The organism is Gemmatimonadaceae bacterium (genome assembly GCA_030647905.1).
Classification (GTDB): Bacteria; Gemmatimonadota; Gemmatimonadetes; order Gemmatimonadales; family Gemmatimonadaceae; genus UBA4720.
In genome coordinates, this window is the sequence record JAUSJA010000013.1 from 1 (window position 1) to 3957 (window position 3957).

5 protein-coding genes are annotated in these 3957 nt (G+C 64.2%); 4 read left to right on the plus strand and 1 reads right to left on the minus strand.

Features of this window, described 5'->3' with window-relative positions; all coding sequences use genetic code 11:
* The coding region (locus tag Q7S20_02575; protein ID MDO8500705.1) for a phosphatase PAP2 family protein at window positions 1-400 on the plus strand (400 nt) is incomplete at its 5' end.
* 52 nt (window positions 401-452) lie between these two features.
* The gene (locus tag Q7S20_02580; GenBank protein MDO8500706.1) at window positions 453-2780 is read left to right on the plus strand and encodes a protein kinase; all 2328 of its coding nucleotides are present in this window, start codon (window positions 453-455) and stop codon (window positions 2778-2780) included.
* Between the two features lie 6 nt (window positions 2781-2786).
* Here Q7S20_02580 and Q7S20_02585 read toward each other — a convergent pair whose 3' ends face one another.
* Entirely contained in the window at window positions 2787-3092 is a 306-nt protein-coding gene (locus Q7S20_02585) for a DUF1684 domain-containing protein (protein ID MDO8500707.1), read from the minus strand.
* On the opposite strand from Q7S20_02585, the gene Q7S20_02590 reads away from it, so the two are divergent.
* On the plus strand, window positions 3082-3399 hold the full coding sequence (locus tag Q7S20_02590) for a cytochrome P450 (GenBank protein MDO8500708.1): 318 nt from the start codon (window positions 3082-3084) through the stop codon (window positions 3397-3399). The two genes, Q7S20_02585 and Q7S20_02590, sit on opposite strands and share 11 nt — an antisense overlap.
* 2 nt (window positions 3400-3401) lie before the next feature.
* Window positions 3402-3957 (plus strand): hypothetical protein (locus Q7S20_02595; GenBank protein ID MDO8500709.1); only part of this gene is annotated, 556 nt, incomplete at its 3' end.

Here is a 3957-nt window from a genome sequence, read left to right on the forward strand (position 1 = left end):
CTCATTCCGGCGCCTCGTGCGCGCCACCGGCCTGACGCTGCTGATCGCGTACACGACCTATCTGCTCTTTCCGGTGTACTTCGAGCGGCCGCATCTGGAGGTGACCTCGCTTCATACGTGGCTCCTTTCGCACCAGTACATGGACAAGCACTACAACCATTATCCGAGCCTCCATGAGGCCTTGAGTTGGCTAGCGGACTTTGCGTCGCAGGTGTCCCGCAGATCCCGGTTCGGCCTCGTTGTCTTGGCCGCGGGCATCAGCGTCTCGACGGTGTTCGTGAAGCAGCATTACATCGTCGATGTGCTGTATGGTTGCGCACTGGCTTGGGTCGCGTGGTGGCTCGCGCGTTCCCGCGCGCTCGAAGGCAAGTCCACACGGGCCATTCTCTTGAGGGGCTGACCCTCGACTATAATCGCCCTTTTCCACGCACGAGATCCCACAACCCGTCACCATGAGCCTTTCCGCCGGCACCCGCCTCGGCCCGTACGAAGTCGTCGCCCTGCTTGGCGCCGGCGGCATGGGTGAGGTCTACAAAGCCCGCGACACGCGCCTCGACCGCCCCGTCGCGATCAAAGTCCTCTCGCCGCTGCTCGCGGCCGACCCTCAGTTCCGCGACCGCTTTGACCGCGAGGCGCGCGTCATTTCGCAACTCGATCATCCTCATATCTGCGCGCTCTACGACGTCGGGGACTACCAGGGCGCGTCGTTTTTCGTCATGCAGTATCTGGAGGGCGAGACGCTCGCCCAGCGCATCAGCAGGGGCGCGCTCCCGCTCGACCGGGCGCTCGATCTGGGCATGCAGATTGCCAGCGCTCTGGACGCGGCACACCGGGCCGGCGTCGTGCATCGCGACCTGAAACCGGGCAACGTGATGCTGGCGACGGCGGGCACGTCTCGACCCGGCGCATCGCTGCCAGCCGCGCCAGAGACAGCACAGGCCAAATTGCTGGACTTCGGCCTCGCGAAGCTCGTCGAGCCGCCGGCGGGCGGCATGGAGGCGGAAACGGTTGCCTACCCTCATACCGCTCTCGGCATGGTCGTCGGCACGACACGCTACATGTCGCCCGAACAGGCGCGCGGCCTGACCGTTGACGCCCGATCGGATCTGTTCAGCTACGGCGTCGTGCTCTACGAGATGCTGGCCGGTCGTGCCCCGTTCGAGGCCTCGACGGCCACCGACGTCATCGTCGCGATTCTGGAGCACGAGCCGACGCCGTTGACGCGACATCGGGGAGACGCCCCACTGGAAATCCACCGCATCGTTTCCAAGTGCCTCGAGAAGGACGTCACGCGGCGGTACGCCTCGTCGCGAGACCTGCTGGATGACCTGGAGCGACTCAAGGCGGAAGGCTCCGGGACGCGGAGCGTTGCCAAGGCGGCGCCCTCGATCGCCGTGCTCCCGTTCGTCAACATGAGCAACGACTCGGAGAACGAGTATTTCTGCGACGGCATCGCTGAAGATCTCATCGGCGCGCTCACCAAGATCGATCAGCTGCGCGTCGCGGCGAGAACGTCGGCCTTCTCGTTCAAAGGGAAGCAGACGGATCTGAAGGAGATCGGCCGTACCCTCAACGTCACGACGGTGCTCGAAGGGAGCGTGCGCAAGGCCGGTACCCGGCTGAGGGTCAGCGCGCAGCTCGTGAACATCGCGGAGGGATATCAACTCTGGTCGGAACGATACGACCGGCAGCTCGACGATGTGTTCGAGATCCAAGACGAGATTTCCGCGTCGATCGTCAAGGCGTTGAAGGTCAAGCTACTCGGCGAAGAGCCCGCTGTGCTCGTCAAGCGCCAGACGACGAACATCGAGGCGTATCAGCTCTATCTCAAAGGCCGGCATCACTGGCACAAATGGAACGCGGCGGAATTCGCAAAGTCGCAGGAGTGCATGGAGCGTGCGATCGGGCTGGATCCGGAATATGCGATCGCGTACTTCGGGCTCGCGGACGTCTATCTTGCCAGCGGAGCGATCGGTCTCCGGCCCTACCCCGAGCTGCTGCCACACGCCAGCGCGGCGCTCACGCGCGCGCTCGAACTCGACCCGGATCTGGCCGAAGCCTGGGCCCTCATGACGGTCGTTCACTTGTACCGATGGGAGTGGAGCGCCGCGGAACAGGCCGCGACACGGGCCATTGCGCTGAACCCTCGGCTCGGTCCTGCGCACATGGTGCGATCGCTCGTCTACTTCTACTCGGGACAGGTCGAGTTGACGCTGTCAGATGCCAATCGAGGCGTGGCGCTCGACCCGCTCGCGCCGCTGTGGCACATGGCGCTGGTCGACGCCCATATCGCCCAGCGGAACTACACGGCCGCCGCCCGCTCGACGGAGGTGCTCCTCGATCTCGACCCGACGTTCTGGTGGGGGCACCATTTTCGCGGGACCCTCGCCGTCATCGCCGGACGGATCGACGACGCTGTCCAACACTTCGCCGAAGCGGTGCGCTGTTCGGGAGGAGCGCCGCAGGCGGTGGGTCTTCTGGCGGGCGCTCTTGGACGCTCAGGCGATTGCGCAGCCGCCGAACGAGAACTCGCAACGCTTCTGGAGCGTCGACGTACGCAGCATGTCCCCGCCATCAGCATCGCGCTGGCGTACGCAGGACTCGGGCAGCCGGACCGCGCATTCGAATGGCTCGAGCGGACGTTCGAGGAACGCGATATCTGGCTGATTGCGGAAGTCTTATACATGCACAACCTGGACCCGGTGCGACACGATCCCCGGATGGCCGACTTGCGGCGGCGGATCGCAGAACGGGGCGTGCGGGCGGAAGTCGAAGGATGAATCGTGTCACTTCCTCAGGACGGCCGAATTCGATGTGGCCGCGGCGTGATAACGCTTTTCACCGGCCTCGATGCGCACGGGCAGCTTGTTGGCAGACGGCGGCAGTGGGCAGGTCGTCCATGGATTGTAGGCGCACGGTGGGTTCTGGGCGCGATTGAAGTCGAGCACGACCTTGCCGTCGGCGGTCGGCGCGTCGGTGTAGAGGAACCGTGCCGACGGATACGTGGCATCGGCGCTCGTGAGATCGCGGAACACGAACCAGAGGCGCTCGCTCGACTTCCACGCTTCCATCGTCTGGGTCTTGCCGGCCACGGTCCCGTACATTTACGGCACGCACCGCAACCCTGAACATTGGGAGGACGTCGAGTCCTTCGATCCGCGTCGCTTCGACCCCGAACGACGCAAGGCGCGCCACCCCTTCGCCTACATCCCATTCGGCGGCGGCGCCAGAATTTGCATTGGCAACAACATGGCGATCATGCAGATGCTCATGATCATCGTGGCCACCGTGCGGAAATACGATTTCAGACTCGTGAAGGACGAGGCGGTCGCGATCCAGCCAATGATGCTGCTGCGGCCGCGCGGCGCCGTCACCATGACGTTTCGGTCCGTGTCATGAGCATGGCCCCGCTCGATGCGAGGCTCGAACAGTGGATGAGCGATGCCGAGGGACGCCTGCGCAAACCCCGCTTCGCCGCGATCCTGGCGGTGTGTTACGGGCTGTTCACGGCGACGTATCTCGCGATCAACGAATGGAGTGTCGGCCGCGCCGCTCACACATTATTCCTGCCGGGCGAGGAGCGGCTGCCGTTTCTGCCAGTGTTCGAATACCTGTATGTCCTCACGTATTTCATCGCGGTGCTCCTGATCGTCACTATCCGCGACTACGCCACCTTTCGGCGCCTGCTCCGCGCCACCGGCCTGACGCTGCTGGCCGCGTACACGACCTATCTCCTGTTTCCGGTGTACTTCGAGCGGCCCCACCTCGAGGTGTCGTCGTTTCATACATGGCTCCTATCGCTCGAGTATCTGGACCAGCCCTACAACCATTTTCCGAGCCTCCATGTGGCCTTGAGTTGGCTCGCGGTCTTTGCGTCGCAGGTGTCCCGCAGATCCCGGGTCGGCCTCGGTGTCTTGGCCGCGGGCATCAGCGTCTCGACGGTGTTCGTGAAGCAGC

Coding starts and splice junctions, on each gene's coding strand:
- Q7S20_02580 (MDO8500706.1), top strand. CDS start 453: ATGAGCCTTTCCGCCGGCACCCGCCTCGGCCCGTACGAAGTCGTCGCC.